We start from the raw sequence: 20964 nt of genomic DNA, 5'->3' as shown, positions 1-20964 counted from the left end.
GACGTCCGACGCCCGGTGTCAATCCGACCGGTCACGCTGCGTCGGCAGCTCGGTTCCGGTGAGTATCTCCGCGACCTGGCCCGCCGTCTCGGAGGGCACGGGCGCGGGCTGGCCCCGCCACTTGCGGGACGCGGCCAGCGCCGCCGCGCCCGCGCCGCCGCCGTACACGGTCGCCGCCACGAGCGCCGCCACCTCGGGGGGCAGCCTCCGCTCCAGCAGCAGGACGTTCATCCGGTACGTGGCGGCCGTCGCCAGCATCCCGAACGCCCCGGCGACGACGCCCAGCCCCAACGCCGGGACGCGCCGCCTGGCCTTCTCCAACATCTCTTGTTGCGCGGCTTCGGCGACCCGCCTGGCGAGCAGAAGATTCTGCTCCACCGGGTCGACGGCCCGCGCGGCCTCGCGCGCCTGCTTCATGACCACGCTTTACCCACGGCTTTGCCGAAGAATCGAGAGAGCACAATGTCACCGTTCGTAACTTGTCGAATGCGGTAGGTTGCGTTCCCGATGGTCCCGGGGACCCGTACTCCGACAGAGAGGCCGGTCTATGCAACCGTTTGAGCTGCCCGACTTCTACGTCCCGTATCCCGCCCGGCTGAACCCGCACCTGGAGAGCGCGCGGACGCACACCATGGCCTGGGCGCGCGAGATGCGGATGCTGGACGACGCCCGCGACCCCGGCACTCCCGACGTCTGGACCGCGTCCCAGCTCGAAGCGATGGACTACGCCCTCCTCTGCGCCTACACCCACCCCGACTGCGACGCCACCGAACTCGACCTCGTCACCGACTGGTACGTCTGGGTGTTCTACTTCGACGACCATTTCCTAGAGGTCTTCAAGAAGCCGCAAGACCAGGAGGGCGCCCGCGTCTACCTCGACCGGCTCCCGCTGTTCATGTCGCTCGACCCGCCCGAGCCCCGCAACGCCGTCGAGCGCGGGCTCGCCGACCTGTGGGCGCGCACCGTCCCCGCCAAGTCGCAGGCGTGGCTCGCCCGCTTCTCCGAGAGCACGCTCAACCTGCTGCGCGAGTCGCGGTGGGAGCTGTCCAACATCAGCACGGGGCGTATCCCGAACCCGGTCGAGTACGTCGAGATGCGCCGCAAGGTCGGCGGCGCGCCGTGGTCCGCCGACCTGGCCGAGCACGCGGCGGGCATCGAGGTCCCCGAGCGCGTCGTCGGGACGCGGCCGCTGCGCGTCCTCAAGGACACCTTCGCCGACGGCGTCCACCTGCGGAACGACATCTTCTCCTACCAGCGCGAGACCGAGTCCGAGGGCGAGATCAACAACTCCGTCCTGGTGATGGAGCGGTTCCTGGACGTCGTCCCGCAGGTCGCCGCCGACACGGTCAACGACCTGCTGACGTCCCGGCTCCGCCAGTTCGAGAACACGGCCGTCACCGAACTACCGCAACTGTTCGAGGACCATCGTCTGAAACCCGTCGAGCGGGCGAGCGTGTCCGCGTATGTGAAGGCACTTCAAGACTGGCAGTCCGGATGCCATGAATGGCACCTGCGCTCCAGCCGCTACATGAACAAGAAGAAGCCGATCGGCATGTCGGCGACCCGGATTCCCGCGCTGCTAAGGTCCGCGCGGATCAGCCTGCCGCACGTCCCCCACCAGCGGGTGGGGCCGACGCCGCTGCCCGACTTCGACGTCCCCTACCCGGCGCGCGTCAACCCGCATCGCGCCGCCGCCGGGCGCGGGACCGTCGAATGGTGCCGCGAGATGGGCATGTTCGACCCGCAGCCGCGCCTGCCCGACCCGATCTGGAGCGCGGAGTCGGTCACCGGAATGGCGCTGGAGATCTGCGGCGCGTCCCTCGCCCCGGACGCCTCTCCGGACGCCCTCGACCTCGGCGTCCAGTGGCTGGCCTGCGGAACCTACGGCGACGACTACTTTCCCGCCGTCTACAACCGCGACCGCGACATGGGCGGCGCGAAACTGTTCGCGGCCCGTGCCTCGGCGTTCATGCCGCTCGACTGCGGCGTCGTGCCTGCCCCGGAGAACCCGTTCGAGGCCGCCCTCGGCGACGTATGGCGGCGCACCGCCGAGACGATGAACCACGACGGCAGGCGCGAGTTCCGCGCGACCGTCGAGCACATGGTCGAAAGCTGGCTCTGGGAACTGAACAACCACCTCCAGTCGCGCGTCCCCGACCCGGTCGACTACCTCGAAATGCGCCGCCGCACTTTCGGCTCCGAGCTGACGATGGCCCTTTCCCGGATCGGGCGCGCCCACGAGATTCCCGCGCACGTCTTCGAGACCCGCACCCTCCGCGAGATCGAGGCGTCCGTCATGGACGTCGGCTGCCTCATCAACGACTGCTTCTCCTACCAGAAGGAGATCGAGTACGAGGGGGAGCTGAACAACGGCGTCCTCGCCGTGCAGAACTTCTTCGGCTGCGGACGCGACGAGGCGCTCCCCATCGTCAACGACCTCATCACGTCACGCCGACAGCAGTTCGAGCAGCTGGCCGAGCACGAGCTCCCGGCCCTCTGCGACGAACTCGGCCTCGACGCGACCGCCCGCACCGCGCTGGCCTCCTACCTCGACGAACTGCGCGACTGGATGGCGGGCATCCTCAAGTGGCACCGGGAGAGCGACCGCTACCACGAGCGGGCGGCGCCGCGCCCGCGCGTCCCGTTCCCGTCCGGGCCCGGCACCTCGGCCTTCCGCCTGGCGGCCGCGCGTTCCGGTTCGGCGGGCGCTCAGGCCGGGGAGGGCTCGCCCTCCGGCGCGGCCCGCTGAGCGGGGATCATCAGGGTGTGGCGCTCGTCGTCGGTGAGCCGCCGGAAGACCCGGCCGCGCGCCCGCTCGACGAGCGCCGCGCCGTCGGTGACCGCCTCCCACACGCGCAGCGTCCGGTCCGCGGACGCGGTCGCGAGGCGGCCGCCGTCCGGCGACCACGCGACGTCCAGCACCTCGTCGTCGTGGACGGCCGCGACCGACAGCTCCCGCCCGGTCTCCGGCTCCCAGATCCGGACCGTCCGGTCCATCGACGCGGTCGCGACCCGTGACCCGTCGGGCGACCACCGCACCGACCACAGCCAGCCGTCGTGCCCGGTCAGCACCGACACCTCCGCGCCGTCCGCGGCGTTCCAGATCTGCACCTCGGAGTCGCCGCACAGCGCCGCGATGAACCGTCCGTCCGGCGACCACGCCATCGCGCGGACGGCGCTCCGCGGCAGGTTCAGCACCATGAGCTGCAGGCCCGTCCGCGTCTCCCAGACCCGCACGGTGCCGTCGGCCGACCCGCTCGCGAGGCGCTCGCCGTCCGGCGACCACGAGACCGCGCGGACGGTGTCGCCATGGCCGCGCAGCGCGAGCGGCTCCCCGCCGTCCCGCCAGCGCCGGACCAGGACCGTCCGGTCGTCGGACGCCGAGGCGAGCCGGTCGCCGTCCGCCGACCAGGCCACGGCCCGCACCCAGTCGCCGTGGTCGGCCAGGACGGCCAGCTCCGCGCCGTCCGCGCTCCAGACCCGCACCGTCCGGTCGCGGGACGCGGTCGCGACGCGCGCGCCGTCCGGCGACCACGCCGCCGCCCACACCCCGTCGGAGTGCCCGCGCAGCACGCGCGGGCCGCCGGGCGCCCAGATCCGCGCCGTCCGGTCGTGGGACGCCGTGACGAGCACTCCCGCCGCCGACCAGTCGACCGCCGACACCGCGCCGTCGTGGCCGCGCAGCACCTCGATCTCCGCGGCGCGCTCGGCGTCCCAGAACCGCACGGTCCGGTCGTTGGACCCGCTGGCCAGCCGGTCGCCGTCCGGCGACCACGCCACCGCCCGCAGCGGCTCGCCGTGCCCGCGGAACACCGCGAGCTCGGTGCCCTCCGCCGCCGACCACAGCCGGATCGTGCGGTCGTGCGAGGCGGTCGCGAGCCGCGCGCCGTCCGGCGACCAGGCGATCGACCACACCAGGTCGGCGTGGCCGCGCAGCACCGGCCCCGAGGCGCCGGACTCGACGTCCCAGACGCGTCCCGTCCGGTCGTAGGAGCAGCTCGCCAGCCGCGTTCCGTCCGGCGACCAGACGGCGGTGCGGACCGTGTCCTCGTGCCCTTCCAGGACGGCCGTCTCCTGGTGGGTTTCCGCGTCCCAGATCCGGATCGTGCGGTCGTCGGAGGCGCTGGCCAAGCGCGTGCCGTCCGGTGACCAGGCCACGTCGCGGACCCAGCCGCCGTGGCCGGTGAGGGTCGCGGTCGCCGTGCCGTCCGCCGCGTCCCAGATCCGGACGTCGCCGTCGCGGGACGCCGTCGCGACGCTCGCGCCGTCCGGCGACCAGGTCACGCCCCAGACCATGTCGCGGTGCCCGCGCAGGACGGCGACGCGGGCGTGCGCGGCGGCGTCCCACACGCGCGCCGTCCCGTCGTCGGACGCGGACGCGAGGCGCAGCCCGTCCGGCGACCACGCCACCGCCACGACCGGGCCCTCGTGCCCGCGCAGCGCCGCCACCTCGGCGCCGGTGGCCGCGTCCCAGACGCGCACCGTCCGGTCGGACGACGCCGTCGCCACGAGGGCGCCGTCCGGCGACCAGGCGACGGACCAGATCCGGTCCTCGTGGCCGCGCAGCACGCCGCGCACCCGGGACACCGCGAGCGCCGCCGACAGCGCCCGCCGCGCCAGCGGCGTCGGCGCGCACTCCTCGTGCGCGGCGAGGGCCAGCAGCAGGCTGCGCTCCGGGTCGGTCCGGAAGCCGGTGAGCGCCTGCCGGGCGATCGAGTCGGCCAGCCGCCGCATCGCGACGCCGTCCGAGCGGTGCGAGATCTCGACGAACTCGGCGGCCAGCGGCTCGACCGCGGCGAGGCCCGCGGCCTCCGCGACCCACTTGCGCGCCCCGGCCAGCCGGTCGCCGCGCAGCAGGTACGCCTCCTGGCGGCCGTAGCGGTCCCACTCGGCGGCCCACTGCTCCAGGTCGGCGATGCGGCGCAGCGTCTCGGCGTGCAGCGCGATCGTCTGCCGCAGCGGCGCCCACGCGGAGAACAGCGCCTCGTGCGAGACGTCGAACACGGCCTGCTCGCCGTCGCGCCCGCTGGTGCACAGCCGTTCGCGGACGAACGCGTCCACGACGAGGCGGGCGGGCTCGTCCAGCTCGTCCGCCGCGACCCGCCGCCGGGTCGGCCGCCCCTCGGTGAACTTGACGAACCTCAGCAGCGTCGGCAGGACGGGCGGCGCCGGGTCGAGCGCCTCCAGTTCGGCCAGCAGCCGGTCGGCCCGCCGGGTCAGCGCGCCGTCGACGCCGCCCGTCCGGCGGTAGTCCTCGGCGGTGACGGTGCCGTTCCGGCCGACGTGCAGGTACAGCTCGTGCAGCAGGTAGGCGAGCAGCGGCAGGGCGGTGCCGTCGCCGGTGTCGTCGGCCATCTGCGCGACGAGCTCCGGCGGCTCGAACGTCAGGCCCGCCCGTTCCGCCGGCTCGCGGATCACCGTCCGCAGCGCCGCCCGGTCGAGCGCGGTGACCGTGAACGGGTGCCGGAACATCTCGGCGAACCCGCCGCTGAGGAACGTCGTCAGGAACTCGGCCCGGAACACCGAAACGACCCACAGCTTCGGGTCGGCGTCGAGGGCGTCGCGGACCATGCCGAGGAAGGCGTCGTCATCGCCGCCGAGCGTCAGGATCTCCTCGGCCTGGTCGATGACGAGCAGCACCGACCGGTTGCGGCGCCCGCGGCGCAGCGCGCCGAGGTACCGGCGCAGCCGCTGCGGGTCGCGCCGCAGCTCGTCGGCGATGACGTCCGCGTCCGGCGCGTCGGCGCCGAGGGCGTCGGCGATGCTGTAGGCGAGCGACCGGAACGGGTCGTCCTCGGGCGTCATCGGCGGCAGCACGAGCCAGCGGCGCTGCTGCTCGACGCGCGGCAGCACTCCCGCGTGCAGCAGCGACGACTTGCCCACGCCGGACGGCCCGGTCACCGCGATCGACCGCGGCTCGCCGCCCGGCCTCAGCCGCTCGACGAGTTCCTGGATCTCGGCGTCGCGTCCGAAGAAGACGCCGTCGTCGTCCTCGGTGAACGCGTCCAGCCCGGGGTAGGGGGACCGCTCGTTCTTCCATGTCGGCCGCGCCAGATTGCGCCGTTCCTGCCCCTTCTCCCAGGCCAGGACGACCGGGATCAGCAACATGCACAGGATGATGACGGGCAGCGCCCATTTCTGCACGACGTGCGTCGTCTGCGGCGAGACCTGCAATGCCAGGCCCAGCAGCGCCACCAGCAGAATCATCAGATAACCGGGAAAGACAGGACCCTGCCGGCGCCCCCGCATACACCATCCTCCGAACCGGGAATCACGCACGAACCGCTGCGCCATGCTACTTGCGCGTCACCCGCGGTTCATCAGTCGGCACCGCCACACCTCACCCCTGGGAGACCCGATGGTCATTCCCGGGGCAGATCCGAGCTGAGTGAATCGCGGACGGTCATCAGGGCGAAGCCCAGAAGGTTCAGGCCCTGCCAGGCTGCCGGGCGTCCGGCGCGGGGGTCGTCGGCGGCCAGGCCGATGCCCCATACGCGGTCCAGGGGGCTCGCCTCGACCAGGACGCGGTTCCGGGTGCCGACGAGGTATTCGCGCAGTTCTTCGTTCTGTCCGAACTTCGCCTCGTTGCCCTTCGTGACAATGGCGGCCCGGGCGTCCCGCCAGGCGTCCTCGTCGAAGCCCCGGACGCGCCGTCCGAGAGCTTTCACCTCGCCCGGATGGGACGCGGCGACGATCGCCGCCGCCGTTTCCGCGTCGCCGAAGAGGCGGGCCTTCTCCGCCATCATGTAGTGCTCCGCGGTCGCGTAGACGGTCCCGTCCACGGTGAAGGAGGCGGGCCACCATTGGCTGAGATAGCCCGGCCCGCGCTTCCGATGGCCCCAGAAGAACAGGAATTTGACGCCGCCCGCCTCGGCGGCCGGGATCAGTTCCGCCACCGACCGCGCCGAAAGGGCGTCACGCGGTTCGCTCTCCGTCATGGGCGGCGTCCTTTCTTCGCCCCCGGGGGGGGGGGGGGAATCAACGGACCGCGGCGGTGGTTGAAAGGATCGCCGCGGTCCGCGCGGGGGCACGCGGTCTAGACCATTTTGCGGAACCGGGTCCGGGGTCGGGAACATTTCCTTGTTCGTGGCCCGGCCGAATCAGGAGGACAGTACCGAAGATGAGCACCCCTCTGGCGAACCCTCGTCGCACCAAGATCGTCGCGTGGCCCGAGCGGCGCCCGGCGGAGCAGGACGCGGAGCGTCCCGCCGAGGCGGAGGCGAGAGAGGGAGCCGCGCATTGACGGCCGTCCGGCCGAATAGATCGAAGCCCGCCCGGGACGCTCGGGCGGGCTTCGCGTTTCCACCTGCGGCCTTTCCTATGGTTCCGCGCTTTCTCCGGGCGCCGTCCGCCGGTAGCGTCCGCGGGACGGGAAGGGAGCGGCTTTTGACGCAGACGGAGACCGTCGTCCGGCTCGTCCGCGACGTGTTCGGCGACGACGCCGTGGGCGCCTACCTGCACGGTTCGGCCGGGCTCGGCAGCCTGGGCCCGCACAGCGACCTGGACGTCCTCGCCGTCGTGAAACGCCCGATGACGGACGCCCAACGCCGGATTATCAGCGGACGGCTGCTCGAAGAATCGTGTTATCCGGCGCGGGGCGAGAAGCGTCCGGTGGAGCTGACCGTGGTCGTCCAGGACGCGGTCCGGCCGTGGCGTTTCCCACCGGAATGCGAATTCCAGTACGGCGAATGGCTGCGCGACGAATTCGAGCGCGGGTGGACGTCGCCGCCGCATCCGAGCCCCGACCTGGCCCCGCTGCTCACCATGGTCCTGTTCGGCGGCCGGGCGCTGTTCGGGCCGCCGCCCGGCGAGGCGCTCGACCCCGTCCCGCACGGCGACCTCGTCCGCGGGATGACCGCCGAGATCCCGGACCTCCTCGCGGAGTTGGAGACGGACACGCGCAACGTCGTCCTGACCCTGGCGCGCATTTGGGCGACGGCGGCGACGGGCGAGATGCGCGCCAAGGACGCCGCCGCCGACTGGGCGCTCGACCGGCTGCCGGACGAGCACCGTCCCGTCCTCGCCCGCGCGAAGTCGATCTACCTCGGGCGGGACGGCGACCGCTGGGACGACCTCCGTCCCCGGCTCCGGCCGTTCGCGGACCATCTCGCCGGTCTGATCGGGGACGCGGGCGGCTAGGGGCGCAGGCGGGCGGTGTAGAGGCCGTCGTCGGTGGCGGCGAGGAGCGTCCCGTCCGGGCTGAGGGCCAGCTCGGCGACCGGGGCCGGGACCTTGACGTCGTGGGACGGCGTGGAGTCGTCGACGTCCCAGGCGAGGATCGTGCAGGGGTCGTCCTCCAGCGCGGCGGCGACGAGGAGCGAGCGGCCGTCCCCGGCGGCAGCCACCGGACGGCACGGCCCGGGGACGGTGAGGACCGCGACCCAGTCGCCGTTCAGGCACCGGACGTGCAGCGCGTTCCGCGCCGGCTGGACGAGCACCGGCCCCCGCGCGGACGCGGCCAGCACCACGTCGCCGAACGGGAGGGCCGCGATGTCCTCGCCGCGTTCCACGTCGAGGACGAGGACGTCCGCCTCACCGGCGAGGGCGACGAGCGGGCCGGACGCGGGCGCCGCGTGCAGGATCGAGCGGTCGATGGCCGTGCCGTGGCCGAGCCAGAGCGCGAACTCCGCGAGCCGGTCGCCGGACAGCGCGTCCCAGACGGCGACGCGCGCGTCGTTCGCCGGGCCGAACACCGCGACGACCGCGCCGCGGCCGCCGTGCGCGGCGAGGCCGAGCATGTCGGGCTGGCCGTCGATGACCAGCTCGTGCCCGCTGCCGGGACCCTGGACGTGCACGCGGTCGCGGTGCGTCCAGGCCACGAGCGGGGTGCCGGCGACGGGCACGCCGAACGTCCAGTCGGCGCGGTCGGCGGGGAAGTCGGGGATCGGCGGGCCGAGCACGGCGCGCGACGCCAGGTCCCACACGAGACCGGTGTTGACGCCTTGACCGGCCTGGGAGGCGAACGCCAGCGAGGTCCCCCCGGACGCCGCGGCGACGCCGTCGAACGAGCCGTCCGCCAGCGGGGACGCCAGCACGCTTTCGGGCATGCGACGGAGGGTAGGGCACCGGACGGAGATCGTTCCGCGAAGTGGCGAAACCGTGCCCATCCGGTGGGCGGGCCGAGTGGATCGGATCGCGCTAGGCGGGCGGTTCACCGGCCGCGCGGAGCCGTGCCGCGGCCTCCTCGGGCGGGACGTCGTTGATCCACGCTCCCATGCCCGACTCCGACCCGGCCAGATACTTGATCTTTCCGGCGGCGCGCCGGACGGAGAACAGCTCCAGGTGCAGCCGGACGAGGTCGCGCCCCTCCCCGACCGGCGCCTGGTGCCAGCCCGCCACGTACGGGAGCGGCGCCGCGTAGAGGGCGTCGCAGCGGCGGAGCAGGTCGCGGTACAGGACGGCGAGTTCGTCGCGTTCGGCACCGTCGAGCGCGGCGAGGTCCGGGACGTGCCGGTGCGGCGTCAGGTGCACCTCCACCGGCCAGCGCGCGGCGGCGGGGACGTAGGCCGTCCAGTGCTCGCCCGCCAGCACTACGCGCGGGCCGTCCCGCTCGGCCGCCAGCACGTCGCCGAACAGGCCCGGACGCGCCGCCGCCATCGCGAGCGTCCGCCCGGTGCGCGGCGGGACGAACGGGTACGCGTAGATCTGCCCGTGCGGGTGGTGCAGGGTCGCGCCGATCTCGGCGCCCCGGTTCTCGAAGACGTAGACCTGCTCGACGTCCGGGAGCGCGGACAGTTCGGCGGTGCGGTCGGCCCAGGCGTCCACGACCGTCCGGACGCGGGACACCGGCAGCGTCGCGAGCGACGCGGAATGGTCGTCGGTGTAGCACACGACCTCGCAGCGTCCGGCGCCGCGGGCGCGCTCGACGCCGTCCGGGGCCGTCGCCGGGGCGGGCGGGGTGCGCGCGTCGAACGACGGGAACCGGTTCTCGAACACCGTGACGTCGTACGCCGGGTCGGGGATCTCGGACGCGAGTCCGCCCGGGCAGAGCGGGCACCGGTCCGCGGGCGGCAGGAACGTGCGGGCGTTGCGGTGCGCGGTGATCGTGACGTGGTCGCCGGTCAGCGGGTCGCGCCGGACCTCGCAGACCGGCTCGACCGGCGGCAGCCCGCGCGGGTCGGGGACGGGCGTCCGGCCGGGCGCCTCGTCGTAGTAGACGATCTCGCGGCCGTCCGACAGCCGAGCGCGGGTCCGGTGCACGACCGGGACCCTACAGCGCGGGGGTGATGTGCCCCGTCCCGGCCTCGTGCACGGCCAGCAGGTGCTTGACGAGCGCGGTCAGCACGTCCTTGCCGGACGTGCGGTCGCGCACGTCGCAGAGCACGACCGGCGTCTCCGGGACGAGGTCGAGCGCCTCCCTGATCTCGTCCGGGGTGTAGTCGTAGCCGTCGTCGAAGCAGTTCACGGCGATGACGAACGGCAGGTCCCGGTTCTCGAAGTAGTCGACGGCGGGGAAGCAGTCGGCGAGGCGGCGCGTGTCGGCCAGCACGACCGCGCCGAGCGCGCCGTAGGACAGCTCGTCCCACATGAACCAGAACCGGTCCTGGCCGGGCGTGCCGAACAGGTAGAGGATGAGCCCGTCGCGGATCGTGATGCGGCCGAAGTCCATCGCGACCGTGGTGGTCGTCTTCTGCTCGACGCCCTCGGTGTCGTCGACGCCCACGCCGCGGTCGGTGAGCAGTTCCTCGGTCTGCAGCGGGCGGATCTCGCTGACCGACCCGACCAGCGTCGTCTTGCCGACCCCGAACCCGCCCGCGACGAGGATCTTCACCGCCACGGGGACGGGCGGATCCCCGGCGGCCTCGTCGGAGCGCGCGCCCTCAGAGCGCTTGGAGACCATGGAGCACTTCCCTCAGCAGACGTTCCTTGGAGAGCGTGCTCTCCGGTCGGGGACGGGTCGCGGTGATCAGCCGGTGGTGCAGCAGGTCGCCGAGCAGCACCCGGACGACGACCAGCGGCAGCCGCAGCCGCGCGGCGATCTCCGCCACCGGCTGGGGCTGCACGCACATCTCCAGGATGTCGAAGTGCTCGGGCCCGATGCCGGGCGCGCCGCCGCGGGGCCGCGCCGCCGTCGAGATGATCGTGATCATGTCGAACGCGTCGCCGGTGGCGGGGCGGGCGCGCCCGCGCGTGAGCGCGTACGAACGGACGATGGGCCCCGCCTCGTCATCGAGCCATTCGCTGCCAGGACCGGTCATGGTCCGTCACGTGTCCTCGTCGCCGGCGGTGCGGGCGTCGTCGACGATCTCGGCGCGGCCGCGCCGCGTCCCGCGCTGGATGGACGACATCATCGAGCGCAGCTCCTCGGGGCTCCGGCCGGGGCGCTCGGCGGCGCCCGGCGGGGGCGGCGCGCCGAGCGGCTGCTGCTCGCGGAGCTGCGACGCCATGTTCTCCTGCCGGACGCGCTTCGGCAGCGACGGGCGCGCGGCCGCGTCCCCGGTCGCGGGACGCCGCCGGACGTCGCGCGGCGACCTCGGCACGCCGGGCTTCGAAGGCTTCGGGGGCGGCGGCGGTGCCGGGGGCGGCGGCTCGGCGGCGGACGGCGGCATGGACGCGGACGGCGGCTCGCCCCACGCCGACGGCGCCTGGCGCTTCCTGGGCAGCGGGCCCTGCACCGGCTCCTCGAACACGGGGATCGGGCCGGTCTGCGCGTCCGGGCCGGAGCGCGGGCCGGGCGGCGGGCCCTCCCGCGGCGGTGGCGGCGGGGCGGAGGCGGCGGGCGGCGGCACGGGCGCGGCGTGCCGTCCCGGCAGCTGGAGGACGGACCCGCCCTCGTCGAGCCCCGGTTCCGCGCCGAGACCCGGGCCCTGGTCGAAGCCGTCGTCGAACGGGCCGCCGATCCCGGCCGGGGCGCCGCGGCGCTGCCCGCCGACGACCGTGCCGACGGGGACGAGCGCGTCCTCGGCCCGGCGCGTGGTGAGGGACGGCGTGCCGCGCTCGGCGTCCGCGTCGTCCGGGACGACGAGCTCCTCCGGCAGCAGCACGATCGCCGTCATCCCCCCGTACGGGGACGTCCGCAGCGTGACCCGGATGTTGTGCCGGCGCGCGAGCCGTCCGACCACGAACAGGCCGAGCTGCGCGCTGTCGGACAGGTCGAACTCGGCGGCCGTCGCGAGCCGCTGGTTCGCGGCGGCGAGGCTCGGCTCGTCCATGCTGAGCCCGCGGTCCTCGACCTCCAGCGTGAAGCCGTGCGACACCGCCTGCCCCTGCACCTGGACGGTCGTGTGCGGCGGCGAGAACGCGGTGGCGTTCTCGATCAGCTCGGCGAGCAGGTGGATCACGTCGGCGACGGCGGGCCCGACGATCGCGGCGCGGGTCATCGGCGCGACGTTGACGCGGGTGTAGTCCTCGACCTCGGACGCGGCGGCGCGGGCGACGTCCACGATCGCGACCGGGCTGCGCCAGCCGCGGCCCGGCGCCTGCCCGGACAGGATGATCAGGCCCTCCGCGTGCCGCCGCATGCGGGTGGCGAGGTGGTCGACGCGGAAGAGGTCCTCCAGGTCGTCGGGGGTCTCGATGCGGCGCTCCATCGCGTCCAGCAGCTTGAGCTGGCGGTGCAGCAGCGTCTGGCTGCGCCGGGCGAGGTTCACGAACACGTCGCTGACGTTGCGGCGGAGCGTGGCCTCCTCGACCGCGCTCTGGATCGCCGTCCGCCTGGCGGCGTTGAAGGCGTCCCCGACCTGGTCGATCTCGCGGGTGCCGAACGCCAGCGGCGGCGCCTCGGCGACGACGTCGACCTCCTCGCCGCGCCGCAGCCGCCGGACGACGCCGGGCAGCCGCACGTCGGCGAGGTCGAGCGCCTCCCGGCGCAGCCCGGCCAGCTCGCGGACGACCGACCGCGCGACCCAGATCGCGAGGACGAGCGAGGCGATGACCGCGACGAGGCCGAGCGTCCCCGCGAGGACGACCCGCACGATGATGCCCGACGAGATCGGCTCGGCGCGCTTCTCCGCGCCCGCCGACACCGCGAGCTCCAGGCCGCGCAGCCGGGTGAGGTTCGAGTCGGCGGTCGTCTTCCACAGCACGCCGCCCGGCCCGCCCGCGGCCGCCACCGGACGCGCCGACGCGACGAACCGGTCCTCCAGCGTCCGCAGCCGCCCGTGCTCGGGCATCGCCACGACCCGCCGGTAGTACGCCTGGTCGGCGGCGCGCAGCTCGGCGGACGCCGACCCGTAGAGGGAGCGCTGCGTCCCGACGAGCTTGATGAACTGGGCGTGCTCCTCGGGCGTGATCCGCCCGGCGGCGAGCGCGCCCGCGAGCAGCGCGTCCTCCTGGGCGAGGACCTCCCGGGCGCGGGTCAGCGACGCCTCGTTGCGGGCGTCCTTCGCGACCTCGGAGTTGTTCAGCGTGGCGAGCGAGCCCTGCAGCGAGCCGACGTCGGTGAGCAGCGCCGTGTAGTCGGCGAACGCGCGGCCCCGGTCGGTGCGGCCCGCGTCGATGGCGCGGCGGCGGGCGTCCAGGCCGTTCAGCTCGGCGAGGATCCGGTCGGCCAGCCGCCGGGTGTCGGCGGGCGCGGCGTCGCGGGCGGACCGGTCGGCGGCCAGGCGGCGGAACAGGTCGGCCTGCCGGTCGGTGACGAGCCGTCCGGACTCCATCGAGGCCCGGTCGCCCTCCAGCCGTCCGCCGAGGTAGACGACCGACAGCCGCCGCTCCGCCTGGAGCGCGCTGCCGAGCGCGCCGGACGGGTACCCGTAGTGCTCCTGGACGGTCTTCACGTGCCGGAGGTTCAGGCCCTCGCCGAGCGCGATGCTCGCGGCGAACCCCCACAGCACGGTGAGCGAGACCACCGACACGGTGACCATCAGGATGACCTTGAACCGGATGGAGCGGAATCGCGCGGCCTTGGGAGCCCGCCGGTGGCCGGCGGCTGACTCGACGGCGGGGCCTCGTTTCGACACTGCGGCTGAACTTTCGCTCGGACGGACGACGACGGGGTTCTAGCGCGAGACGACAGAGCGGGCGGGGAACGGAGCGGGCGGGTGGGGAACGAATCGGCGCTGACGGAGCGGGCGGGGAGCGGGTCGGCGGGCGACGGAGCGGGCGGGGGACGGGTCGGAGCGGGCGGGGGACGGGTCGGAGCGGGCGGGGGGCTCAAGGGCGGACGGGAACACGGAACGGGCGGGGGACGAAAGGGGCGGGGGGTCGGCGCGCGACCCAGGAGAGCCTAGAACCGCGCGCCGCCGTGTGTCGACAGTTTCCAGATCATCACGTTTTGTATGCACGAACACGGCGAAATGCCCCTACGATGCCTCAGCGTGATGGCTCGTACTCCTCCAGCGACGAAATCACGGCGCCCGAAGCGGCGGCGGGCCCTGCTCACCGGGGCCGCGCTAGCGGTGGGCGCGCTGTCCACCGCGCTGGCGCTCGCCGCGTGCAGCGGCGGCTCCGGCTCGCCCGCCGCGCCGCCGCGGATCGACATGCCCCAGCAACTCGGCGCGCCCGAAGGGCGGCTCGACCTCGTCGCCTGGACGGGCTACGCCGAGAACGGCTCGAACGACCGCAAGGTCGACTGGGTCACCCCGTTCACGCGGGCCACCGGCTGCAAGGTGAACACGAAGGTCGCCGACACGTCCGACTCGATGGTCGCGCTGATGAAGACCGGACGGTACGACGGCGTGTCCGCGTCCGGCGACGCGAGCCTGCGGCTCGTCTACGGCGGGCTGGTCGCGCCGGTCAACACCGGTCTGATCAGCAGTTACGGCGATATCGCGGGCTACCTGAAGAACCAGCCGTACAACTCCGTCGACGGCCGGATGTACGGGGTGCCGCACGGCTACGGCGCCAACATGCTCATGTACCGGACGGACAAGATCTCGCAGCGGCCGACGTCCTGGAGCGTGGTCTGGGACGAGAAGTCCCCTGCCGCCGGACACGTCGTCGCCTACGACTCCCCCATCTACATCGCCGACGCCGCGCTGTACCTCAAGGCGCACCGCCCCGACCTGAAGATCACCGACGTGTACGCGCTCGACGACGAGCAGTTCGACGCGGCGGTCGGGCTGCTCAAGCGGCAGCGTCCGAACGTCAACCAGTACTGGGCCAACTACCTGGACGAACTCCAGTCGTTCAAGAGCGGCTACAACTACGCGGGCACCGCGTGGCAGGTCACCGCGAACCTGGCGATGGCGGAGCGGTCGCCGGTGGCGACCACGATCCCGGACGAGGGCGCGACCGGCTGGTCCGACACGTGGATGGTCTCGTCCAAGGCCCAGCATCCGACCTGCATGTACAAGTGGATGAACTGGATCACGACGCCGAAGGTGCAGGCCGAGGTCGCGCAGTGGTTCGGCGAGGCCCCCGCCAACCCGAAGGCGTGCGGCTTCACCGCGAAGGGCTTCTGCTCGACGTACCACGTCGGCGACCCCGGCTTCTACAAGCGCCTCGCGTTCTGGAAGACCCCCGTGAAGGACTGCGGCGACGACCGAGGCGACAAATGCGTCGACTACTCCCGCTGGGCCCAAGCCTGGACCCAGATCAAGGGCTGACGCCGCGGGCCTGGAGGCGCGGCGACGGGCGGGAACAAGGCGGCGTGGCCCGGGGTTCCGGCGGACATGGGCGACTACGGCAGACCACTGGAGTTCGGGTACTTCCTCGTCCCCGACGCGGACGACCCGCTACTCGACCTGGCCCGCGCCGCCGACCGCGCGGGCCTCGACCTCATCGGCGTGCAGGACCACCCCTACCAGCGACGTTACGTCGACACGTGGACGCTGCTCAGCATGATCGCGGCGGTCACCGACCGGGTGCGGGTGTTCCCGGACGTCGCGAACCTGCCGCTGCGTCCGCCCGCCGTGCTGGCCAAGGCCGCCGCGAGCCTGGACGCGCTGAGCGGCGGACGCGCCGAGCTCGGCCTCGGCGGCGGCGGCTTCCCGGAGGCGGTCGAGGCGTTCGGCGGCCCGCGCCGCACCCCGAAGGAGACGGCGGACGCGCTGGCCGAGGCCGTCACCGTGATCCGCGAGGTGTGGAGCGGCGGCCGCAACCTGCGCTTCGAGGGCGACCACTACCGGCTCAAGGGCGCGAAGGCGGGCCCCGTCCCGGCACACCGGATCGAGCTGTGGCTCGGCACCGGCGGCCCGCGCGGCCTCGCGCTCACCGGACGGGCCGCCGACGGCTGGCTGCCCTCGTCCTCCTGGGCCACCCCTGACAAGCTGCCCGCGCTGCACGCCCGCATCGACGAGGCCGCCGTCGCCGCCGGACGCGACCCGGCGGACGTCCGCAGGCTCTACAACGTCAACGGGACGATCACCGACGGCGCGTCCGACGGCTTCCTGCGCGGCCCCGCCTCCCAGTGGGCGGACGAACTGACCGACCTCGCCGTCGGCTCCGGCATGGACTCCTTCATCCTCTGGGCCGAAGGCGACCAAGAAACCCAACTCAAACGGTTCGCAGAGGAAGTCGTACCGACCGTCCGCGCCCAGGTAGCCCAAGAACGCGCCACCTAACAAAACCCTGCCACCCGTGCCACAGGCGGGCGGGCTACGGCCAGCGGTAGTCGGCGTCGGCGACCGGGACGTGGTGTGGCAGGTAGCACTTCGTCGTGACGTGCTCGTCCTTGCAGGCGAGGCACAGGTACGTGCGGTGGCCGCGCAGCCCGCGGCCGCGCGCGTCGCACGGCGGGCACACGCACGGCGACCACCCGACGATGACGCGCCCCGGGTCGAGCCGATGCCCCGCCGGACACAGGAACGGCACATGCTCACGAGCACCCCCACCCCGCCCACGCCCCCCGGCCCCGGCACCACCAGCGGACGCCGCACGGTCCCCAGGCACGGCACCGCCCGTGGGCGCGGCACCGGCAGTGAGCGCGGCACCGCCCTTGAGCGCGGCACCACCTGTGGGGGCGGTGCTGGTAGTGGGCGTGGGGTGGGCAGGGAGTAGGGCGTGGTGCTCGGGGGGCATCGGGCCACCCTACTCGAACATACTGTCGAGTCTGTAGTCCGGATTCAGAAGTCTCGGTGGGTCATTAACTGGGCTACGGCGCGTAGTTCGGCGGCGGGGGCCGGGTGCACGGCGGCGCCTTCGAGGTCGCGCAGTGCCTCGGCGAGGAGGGCGTCGGCGCGGGCCACCGCCCAGGCGCGGCCTCCCGCGGCGTCGATCAGCATGGCGACGTCGGACGCCTCGTCCGGCGTGAGCGGCGCGTCGCGCAGGTAGAGCGCGGCCAGTTCGGCGGCGGCCGGGCCGCCGGACGTCAGCGCCGCGACCACCGGCAGCGACTTCTTGCGGGTGTGCAGGTCGGAGTGGACGGGCTTGCCCGTGACGGCCGGGTCGCCCCAGATGCCGAGCAGGTCGTCGGCCAGCTGGAAGGCCAGGCCGAGCCGCTCCCCGAACGCGCGGAGCCGCTCGACGCGGACCGGGTCGGCGCCGCCGTGCAGGGCGCCGAGCGCGCAGGACGCGCCGAGCAGCGCGCCGGTCTTGCGGCCCGCCATCGTGAGGCACTCCTCGACCGTCACGTCGCCGCGCTCCTCGAACGCGAGGTCGGCGCTCTGCCCCTCCACCAGCTCGATCACCGCCCGGCCGAGGACGCGCACCGCGCGGGCGATCACCGGCGAGCCCTCGACGGCGAGCGCCTCGAACGCGGCGGCGAGCAGCGCGTCCCCGGCGAGGATCGCGGCGCTCGTCCCGAACACGCTCCAGGCGGTCGGACGGTGCCGGCGGGTGAGGTCGCCGTCCATCACGTCGTCGTGCAGCAGCGAGAAGTTGTGCGCCAGCTCGACGGCGACGGCGGCGGGCAGCGCCGCGTCCGCCGAGCCGCCGACGGCCCGCGCGGCGAGCAGCGTCAGGGCGGGGCGGACCGCCTTGCCGCCCCCCCCGACGGCCGGGCGCCCCCGCTCGTCGCGCCAGCCGAAGTGGAACGCGGCGATGCCGCGCATCGCGTCCGGCATCGTCTCGACCGCGTCCCGCAGGGCGGGGTCGAGCAGGCGGCGGCTCCACGCGAGGATCTCGGCCGCCGGGCGGGCGGCGCCCGGCCGGGGATCGTCCGGCTCCGGACGGTGGTCGCAGCGGAGCATCGCCGGGTCGTCTCCCCAGACGGGCATGTCGTCCCCTCTCGTCGCGCGTCCCGGCTAGCGGGCGATCTCCACGTTCTCCAGCACACCGAGCGCGTCGGGGACCAGCACGGCCGCCGAATAGTAGGTGCTGACCAGATAGGTCATGATCGCTTTGTCGTCGATGCCGGTGAACCGGACGGACAGGCCGGGGCGGACCTCGTTCGGTATCCCGGTGCGGCTCAGGCCGATGACGCCGTGGTCGTCCTCCCCGGTGCGCATCGCGATGATCGAGCTGGCCCCGGACGGGGTGATCGGGATCTTGTCGCAGGGCAGGATCGGGACGCCCCGCCACGCCTGCGCGCGCCGCCCGTCGACCTCGACGCTCGCCGGGTACACGCCCCGGCGGGTGCACTCGCGGCCGAACGCGGCGATCGTCTTCGGGTGGGCGAGGAAGAACCGCGTCTTGCGGCGGCGGGCGAGCAGCTCGTCCATGTCGGCGGGGGTCGGGGGCCCGCCCCGGGTCTGGATGCGCTGCCGGAGGTCGGCGTTGTGCAGCAGGCCGAAGTCGCGGTTGTTGACGAGCTCGTACTCCTGCCGTTCCCGGACCTCCTGCACGGTGAGCCGGATCTGCTGTTCGAGCTGGTTCATCGGGCCGTTGTAGAGGTCGGCGACGCGGGTGTGGACGCGCAGCCGCGTCTGCGTCACGGCCAGCTCGTACTCGCGCGGCGAGGTCTCGTAGTCGACGAACGTGCCGGGCAGTTCCAGCTCGCCCTCGTGCCCGGACGCCAGCTCGATCGCCGCCTCGCCGTGCCGGGTCTGCGCGGGGGCGGGCGCGTCCCTGGCTCGTTCCAGATGGGCGCGGAGCGTGTCGTGGCGGCCGATCAGCTCCTCGACCGACTCGCGGGACAGGGTGAGGACGGTCGTCGGCGTGAGCGCGCGATAGGTGTGCGGCCACTCCTCGTCCCCGGCGTACAGGACGCGGTCGCCGAAGAACCGCCCGCCGTCGATGATGTCGACGTGCGCGTCGGCGCCGTACTCGCCCGGCGTGGACACCTCGACCTTGCCGTGCGCGATGAGGTGGACGCCGTCGGCGGGGCGCCCGGCCTCCGCGATCGCGTCGCCCTGCGCGTACTCGTGCTGGACGAACCGTCCGGCGAGCACGTCGAGCGTCGCGGCGTCGCCGAGCTCGCGGAGCGGGGGCAGCTCCGCGAGCTCGGGCGGGACGACCCGGATCGCCGCACCGTCGTTGACGAACGTCACGAGCCCGTCGCCTAGTCGGTAGGTGAGCCGCCGGTTCACCCGGTAGGTGCCGGCGTCCGCCCGCACCCACGGCAACTGCTTGAGCAGCCACCGGGGGGTGATGCCCTGCATCTGCGGGACGGACTTGGTGGTCGTCGCAAGGTTGCGGGCGGCCCTGGTGCCGAGCGCACGCTGGATCTCGGCGCCGTTCAGCGCCGCCGGGGGGAGTTCGGTCACGACGCGGCACCACCGTGGGAGACCTCGACGGACTCCAGCATCCCGAGCGCGTCGGGAACGAGCACGGCGGCCGAGTAGTAGGCGCTGACCAGATAGGAGATGAGCGCCTTCTCGTCGATGCCCATGTACCGGACGGAGAGCCCCGGCTGGTACTCGTCGGGCAGCCCGACCTGGTGCAGGCCGACCACGCCCTGCGCCTCCTCGCCGGTGCGCATCAGCAGGATGGAGCTGGTGCGCGTCCGGCTGATCGGGATCTTGTTGCAGGGGAAGATCGGGACGCCCCGCCATCCGGGCACCTTGTGCCCGCCGACGTCGACGCTGTCGGGGTAGACGCCGCGGGCGCTGCACTCGCGGCCGAACGCGGCGATGGACTTCGGATGGGCGAGGAAGAACGCCGGATCCTTCCAGACGAGGGCGAGCAGGTCGTCCAGGTCGTCGGGGGTGGGTGGGCCGGACCGGGTGTGGATGCGCTGCGACAGGTCGGTGTTGTGCAGCAGGCCGAAGCCGCGGTTGTTGACGATCTCGTGCTCCTGGCGCTCGCGCAGCGCCTCGACGGTCAGCCGGAGCTGCTGCTCGACCTGGTCCATCGGCTCGTTGTAGAGGTCGGCGACGCGGGTGTGGACGCGCAGCACGGTCTGCGCGACGCTCAGCTCGTACTCGCGCGGGCGGAGCTCGTAGTCGACGTAGGTGCCGGGGAGCGTCGGCTCGCCCTCGTGCCCGGACGCGAGGTCGATCGTCGCCTCGCCGTGCTCGTTGTGCGCCCGCGCCGGGCCGGACCGGAACTCGTCGATGTGGGCCTGGAGGGACGACGACTGGCCGAGCGTCTCCTGGAAGTCGGAGGCGCTCATGCTGAGGATGGTGCAGGCGGTGAGCGCCTTGACCGTGTACTCCCAGCGCTCCTGCTCGGCGCCCTCGGCCGTCCCGACGAGGGCCTGCTCGCCGAAGAAGTCGCCGTTGGCCAGGGTCGCGTGGACGGCGTCGGTGCCGTACTCGCCCGCGCCTATCTGGCTGAGCTTGCCGTGCGCGACGAGGACGACCCGGTCGACCGGGGTGCCGCGCTCGACGACGACGTCGCCGGGCTCGTACTCCTGCTGGGTGAACCGGCCCGCGATGGCGTCCAGCGTCAGGTCGTCGTCGTAGCCGCGCAGCGGCGGTAGCTCGCCCAGCTCGCGCGGGATGACGCGGATGTCGGCGCCGGTGTTCACGAAGCTGACGCGGCCGTCGCCGAGCGTGTAGGTGAGGCGACGGTTGACCCGGTAGGCGCCTCCCGCCGCCTGCACCCAGGGCAGCAGCTTCAGCAGCCACCGCGAGGTGATGCCCTGCATCTGCGGGACGGACTTGGTCGTGGTCGCCAGGTTTCGTGCCGCTGCGGTACCCAGGCTCAACTGCTGCTGGTCCTGCTGTCCCTGCTGTTCCTGCTGTTCGGTCACGTCCACACCACCGATTCGTCGCCGGGCTGCTGGAAACGGCCGCGTTCGGCCAACGGAGACGCTACAGACGG

17 protein-coding genes are annotated in these 20964 nt (G+C 73.5%); 5 read left to right on the top strand and 12 right to left on the bottom strand.

Going from position 1 to position 20964, the window contains the following annotated elements:
* Positions 1-18 precede the first annotated feature (18 nt).
* Positions 19-417, bottom strand: a complete 399-nt coding sequence (locus tag FXF65_RS04950) for a phage holin family protein (protein WP_148348508.1) — start codon at positions 415-417, stop codon at positions 19-21.
* 130 nt (positions 418-547) lie between these two features.
* Between FXF65_RS04950 and FXF65_RS04945 the strand changes: the two genes are divergently transcribed.
* Entirely contained in the window at positions 548-2749 is a 2202-nt protein-coding gene (locus FXF65_RS04945; protein ID WP_148348507.1) for a terpene synthase family protein, read from the top strand.
* Here the strand turns inward: FXF65_RS04945 and FXF65_RS04940 are convergent.
* A complete protein-coding gene (locus FXF65_RS04940) occupies positions 2710-6207 on the bottom strand; it encodes a WD40 repeat domain-containing protein (RefSeq protein WP_187412098.1) in 3498 nt (1165 codons plus the stop codon). The genes FXF65_RS04945 and FXF65_RS04940 overlap by 40 nt on opposite strands.
* 155 nt (positions 6208-6362) lie before the next feature.
* Positions 6363-6938 (bottom strand): riboflavin biosynthesis intermediates N-glycosidase, encoded by a 576-nt coding sequence (locus FXF65_RS04935; RefSeq protein WP_148348505.1) that lies wholly within the window; start codon positions 6936-6938, stop codon positions 6363-6365.
* Positions 6939-7120: 182 nt separating this feature from the next.
* Here FXF65_RS04935 and FXF65_RS45785 point away from each other — a divergent pair, with 182 nt between their 5' ends.
* Complete coding sequence (locus tag FXF65_RS45785) at positions 7121-7243, top strand: hypothetical protein (protein WP_255220377.1); 123 nt, start codon at positions 7121-7123, stop codon at positions 7241-7243.
* Between the two features lie 143 nt (positions 7244-7386).
* A complete protein-coding gene (locus FXF65_RS04930) occupies positions 7387-8139 on the top strand; it encodes an aminoglycoside adenylyltransferase family protein (protein ID WP_222868375.1) in 753 nt (250 codons plus the stop codon).
* Here the strand turns inward: FXF65_RS04930 and FXF65_RS04925 are convergent.
* The 5 genes from FXF65_RS04925 to FXF65_RS45780 form a co-directional block, all read right to left on the bottom strand.
* Positions 8136-9047 carry a WD40 repeat domain-containing protein gene (locus FXF65_RS04925; RefSeq protein ID WP_148348503.1) on the bottom strand — a complete coding sequence of 304 codons (912 nt, stop codon included), beginning with the start codon at positions 9045-9047 and terminating at the stop codon, positions 8136-8138. The two genes, FXF65_RS04930 and FXF65_RS04925, sit on opposite strands and share 4 nt — an antisense overlap.
* A 91-nt stretch (positions 9048-9138) precedes the next feature.
* Positions 9139-10200 (bottom strand): galactose-1-phosphate uridylyltransferase, encoded by a 1062-nt coding sequence (galT, locus tag FXF65_RS04920; RefSeq protein ID WP_148348502.1) that lies wholly within the window; start codon positions 10198-10200, stop codon positions 9139-9141.
* 10 nt (positions 10201-10210) lie between these two features.
* A complete protein-coding gene (locus FXF65_RS04915) occupies positions 10211-10840 on the bottom strand; it encodes a GTP-binding protein (RefSeq protein WP_148348501.1) in 630 nt (209 codons plus the stop codon).
* Entirely contained in the window at positions 10821-11198 is a 378-nt protein-coding gene (locus FXF65_RS04910; RefSeq protein ID WP_148348500.1) for a DUF742 domain-containing protein, read from the bottom strand. The genes FXF65_RS04915 and FXF65_RS04910 overlap by 20 nt, the downstream gene beginning before the upstream one ends.
* A 6-nt stretch (positions 11199-11204) precedes the next feature.
* On the bottom strand, positions 11205-13802 hold the full coding sequence (locus tag FXF65_RS45780) for a sensor histidine kinase (RefSeq protein WP_148348499.1): 2598 nt from the start codon (positions 13800-13802) through the stop codon (positions 11205-11207).
* A gap of 456 nt (positions 13803-14258) precedes the next feature.
* Here FXF65_RS45780 and FXF65_RS04900 point away from each other — a divergent pair, with 456 nt between their 5' ends.
* Both FXF65_RS04900 and FXF65_RS04895 read left to right on the top strand, forming a co-directional pair.
* Positions 14259-15485, top strand: coding sequence for an ABC transporter substrate-binding protein (locus tag FXF65_RS04900; RefSeq protein WP_148348884.1), 1227 nt, complete (start codon positions 14259-14261; stop codon positions 15483-15485).
* Positions 15486-15551: 66 nt separating this feature from the next.
* Positions 15552-16442, top strand: a complete 891-nt coding sequence (locus FXF65_RS04895) for an LLM class flavin-dependent oxidoreductase (RefSeq protein WP_148348498.1) — start codon at positions 15552-15554, stop codon at positions 16440-16442.
* 34 nt (positions 16443-16476) lie between these two features.
* Here FXF65_RS04895 and FXF65_RS04890 read toward each other — a convergent pair whose 3' ends face one another.
* From FXF65_RS04890 to FXF65_RS04875, 4 genes are all read right to left on the bottom strand, one after another.
* Positions 16477-16692, bottom strand: coding sequence for a hypothetical protein (locus FXF65_RS04890; protein ID WP_148348497.1), 216 nt, complete (start codon positions 16690-16692; stop codon positions 16477-16479).
* Positions 16693-16943: 251 nt separating this feature from the next.
* Entirely contained in the window at positions 16944-18008 is a 1065-nt protein-coding gene (locus FXF65_RS04885) for a family 2 encapsulin nanocompartment cargo protein polyprenyl transferase (protein ID WP_148348883.1), read from the bottom strand.
* Positions 18009-18062: 54 nt separating this feature from the next.
* Positions 18063-19463: a family 2B encapsulin nanocompartment shell protein gene (locus FXF65_RS04880; RefSeq protein ID WP_246198362.1), complete on the bottom strand. Its 1401-nt coding sequence runs from the start codon at positions 19461-19463 to the stop codon at positions 18063-18065.
* Positions 19460-20893: a family 2B encapsulin nanocompartment shell protein gene (locus tag FXF65_RS04875; protein WP_246198361.1), complete on the bottom strand. Its 1434-nt coding sequence runs from the start codon at positions 20891-20893 to the stop codon at positions 19460-19462. The genes FXF65_RS04880 and FXF65_RS04875 overlap by 4 nt, the downstream gene beginning before the upstream one ends.
* Between the last annotated feature and the right edge of the window lie 71 nt (positions 20894-20964).

This window comes from Actinomadura syzygii (assembly GCF_008085905.1).
Lineage (GTDB): Bacteria > Actinomycetota > Actinomycetes > Streptosporangiales > Streptosporangiaceae > Spirillospora > Spirillospora syzygii.
Note: the sequence above shows the minus strand (reverse complement) of the source record. Positions and strands in the feature narration are given on the sequence as shown.